The organism is Mesorhizobium sp. M7A.F.Ca.ET.027.02.1.1, from assembly GCF_004022985.1.
Classification (GTDB): Bacteria; Pseudomonadota; Alphaproteobacteria; order Rhizobiales; family Rhizobiaceae; genus Mesorhizobium.
Genome location: NZ_RZOL01000525.1, coordinates 1 through 3,542 on the forward strand (window position 1 = coordinate 1; position 3,542 = coordinate 3,542).

Genomic DNA, 3,542 nt, shown 5'->3' on the forward strand with positions numbered 1-3,542 from the left:
CTTCATAGTCGATTGGTATCTGCAGATCAGGGGTGGATCCAATGGCTGAGGAGAACGCAACGATCGAGAAGGTTGAATCTTTGCCGAGCGGAACGGAACGCGGTCCTTTGCTACTCACGATTCGCAATCTCGGTCATCAATGGTTTAGTCGACGATACCACTGTTCCAATTTTGCGTGGTGTAGATCTTGACGTTCATCGCGGCGAGGTTATCGGCCTGATCGGTGAGTCCGGTGCCGGCAAATCGACGCTTGGGTTGGCGGGACTGGGAATCGTGAACGAAGGCTGCATAATCGTCGATGGAAGCATCACTTTCGATGGTATCGACCTCCGCAACTGCCCGGAATCGGACAAACGGCATCTGCGCGGCGTCCGCGTGGCCTATGTAGCGCAGAGTGCCGCCGCATCCTTCAACCCTGCGCACAAGCTGATCGATCAGGTAGTCGAAAGCTCTGAGATCCATAAGACAGAACCGCGAAAGCGAGCCGTTGAAAGAGCGGTGACCCTGTTCGGTGGGCTTGCCCTCCCGGACCCCGCTCGGATCGGCGAACGATATCCCCACCAGGTCTCTGGCGGCCAGTTGCAGCGCCTGATGACGGCGATGGCGATGAACTGCGCGCCGGACCTCATCATCTTCGACGAGCCGACGACAGCCCTCGACGTGACGACTCAGGTCGAGGTCCTTGGGGCCATTCGCAAAGTCGTCCAGCAGTTTGGAACGGCGGCCATATACATTAGCCATGACTTGGCACTCGTGTCGCAGATGGCCCACCGCATCGTGGTCCTGAAGGACGGTGTCAAGGTTGAGGAAGCCGAGACGCGGCGAATGCTTGCGTCGCCCGAGCACCCTTACACCAGAACTCTTTGGGCGGTACGGAGCCTCGAAAAATCGGCGGCCGTGGCGGCGCGGCCTATTCTCGATATTCGGCATATCAATGCGGCTTATGGGCACGTGCGGGTGCTGGAGGATGTCAGTTTCGCGGTGCCGCGCGGTCACACAGTTGCGGTGGTCGGCGAATCCGGCTCAGGCAAGTCAACCTTGGCCCGAGTCGTTTGCGGGTTGCTGAGAGTTCAGCAAGGCGAGGTGGTGTTTGATGGCACTCGGCTTCCGCCGTTACGAAAAGAGCGCACTCGCGACATACTGCGCCGTATCCAACTGGTATATCAATCGGCTGACACCTCCATGAACCCCAGCCACACTGTGCGCAAGTTGCTCTCGCGTCCACTGCGGCTCTATTTCGGACTGAAGGGCTCGGCCGCCGATCAGCGCGTAAACGAACTACTCGACATGATCGAGATGAGCGGGGCTTATATTGATCGCTACCCTTCGGAGCTTTCCGGCGGGCAGAAGCAGCGCATCTCCATCGCGCGCGCGTTGGCGGCCAATCCTGATCTGATCGTTTGCGATGAAGTGACCTCGGCGCTCGATCAAGTGATACAAGAGGGCATCTTGAAGCTGTTGATGTCCCTCCAGAAGGAGCTTTCAGTCTCTTATCTCTTCATCACGCATGACCTTGCCACCGTGAAGGCGATTGCGGACGAGGTCGCTGTCATGCACCGTGGCCGAGTGGTTAGATTCGGCGAAAAGAATGCCGTTCTCTCGCCACCGTTCGATGACTATACGCAACTGCTGATGAGTTCGGTGCCACAGATGGACCCAGACTGGCTGGATGGCGTGATCCAGAAGCGTACCGGCGACGGCACCCATGCATGAACGGATGCGTGACTAGACGACGCGCACCGTACCGCTAACCCGGATATCTCACACTGTCTTATGTCTGTGCGCGGCATTTTTGCGAGCGCATGAGTTGCGCGCAAGGGCTGTCGCCGCGCCAAGCGGTCGTTGTGGTTCGGCGATATGCTTGTTGTTGACGGGAGGGGTGGATCGGGGCGCTCAGATGGCGGCTGCCGACAGTCTGGCGTAGGTCAGGGCCCACTCGCGCTGGAAGGGGCAGGCCGAGTTCATGGCCAGCCTGATGCGGCGCACCGAGACGCTGACCAGGGCGCCGATCTTGAACAGCTTGAGGCGGATGGTGGCGCAGCTTGCCCTGGCGAGGCGGGTGTTGGCCAGGCCGATGCGGCGCAGCGCGCAGACCAGCACATAGGCCATCGAGGCGAACCAGAGCCTGAGCTGGTTTGCCCGCATGGTGGCGGCCGAGGTGCGGTCGGCGAACAGATCGAGCTGGCATTCCTTGATGCGGTTCTCCATCTCGCCACGGGCACAGTAGAGGTCTTCATAAAGGCTCTGTGCCGGCCAGGCCTCGGCATTGAGCGAGGTGACGACGAAGCGCGGGTTGGCCTCACCTTGCGTCCACTCGGCCTTGGCCACGACCCGGCGCCGGCGGCTCCAGCTCTTGCGCGTGGACCACAGGAAGTCCTTGAAGCGGCGGGCGGGCCGGTTGGTGAGGGAGCTCTCTGCTCTGGCCTGCTCCAGTTCAGCTCCGATGTGCCGGGCCAGCCGGACATTGCGGGCCAGGCCGAACAGGTAGTCGACGGCGTTCTGCTCGCACCAGGCCATCAGCTCCTCACGGGCGAAGCCGGAATCGGCGCGCAGCACGATGCGCACCTTGGGCCAGCGCTGGCGCAACTGGCGCACGATGCGCGCGATCTCCTCAACCGAGCCGGCGGCGGCGTCGATGTTGGCGGGCCGCAGCTTGGCGCACAGCAAATGATCGCCGCAGAAGACGTAGAGCGGCAGGTAGCAGTAGTTGCCGTAATAGCCATGGAAGAAGCGCCCCTCCTGATTGCCGTGCAGGGGATCGTCGGTGGCGTCCAGATCGAGCACGATCTCTTCGGGCGGGGCCGCATGCGCGCCAAGGAACAAGTCGACGAACAGCGCCTCGATCGCCGCCGGATCATGGCTGATCTTGTGATAGCGCGAAGGCTGCGGCCGGCTCAGTTCCAGCCGGTTGAGCGTCGACTTGCCGGCGAGGGCCGCGCATTTCTTGTGACGCCGCGCCTTGAGCTTGCCGGCCAGCACCGCCAGCACCGGATCATGGCGCAATTCGTCATGGTCGTTGAGGTCTTCATAGCCCAGCGCCAGCGCCAATATCCGCTGCCCGACCAGCGTCCTCACCTCATGCTCGATCAAGCCCGGATCGCGGGCATCCACGAAGCAGCGGGCAAAGCGGTCGACCAGTCCGATCGCCCGCTCCGTCAGCCCCAGCAAAAGCGCGCCGGCATCCGAGGTGATCGTCCCGCCGTCAAAACCGGCCACGACGGCGCGCTTTTCAACGGCTCCAAAATCAAACCGTTCCGCGCTACACTCTGTTTGCATCGGGGAGCACCTCTGCCTCGGGTAAGTCTTTGTAGCAGAAGCATTTTCCCTGATTCGGAGCCCCGATGCACCTCAACTCTGTGAGATATCCGGGCTAAAGAGCGTTGCGCTCCTCAGGCGTGGCGTGGACGCGCCATTCGACACGATCCGGGAAAAGCGCGAAGACGGCCGTGGCAAGGGTCTGGGCGTAATCGTCCCGCCGCCCATCCTCGCCGCGATAGATCGGGGTGGTCTCATCGAAGAGCACCACCTCCGCGCCCCTCGCG

2 protein-coding genes are annotated in these 3,542 nt (G+C 61.8%); one reads left to right on the forward strand and one right to left on the reverse strand.

The features are described from left to right. Positions 1–171: 171 nt before the first annotated feature. On the forward strand, positions 172–1,713 hold the full coding sequence (locus tag EN749_RS32660; RefSeq protein ID WP_245491547.1) for an ABC transporter ATP-binding protein: 1,542 nt from the start codon (positions 172–174) through the stop codon (positions 1,711–1,713). A gap of 180 nt (positions 1,714–1,893) precedes the next feature. On the opposite strand, the gene EN749_RS32665 is transcribed toward EN749_RS32660, so the two are convergent. Continuing rightward, positions 1,894–3,276, reverse strand: a complete 1,383-nt coding sequence (locus tag EN749_RS32665) for an IS1380 family transposase (RefSeq protein ID WP_128364715.1) — start codon at positions 3,274–3,276, stop codon at positions 1,894–1,896. Positions 3,277–3,542 lie beyond the last annotated feature (266 nt).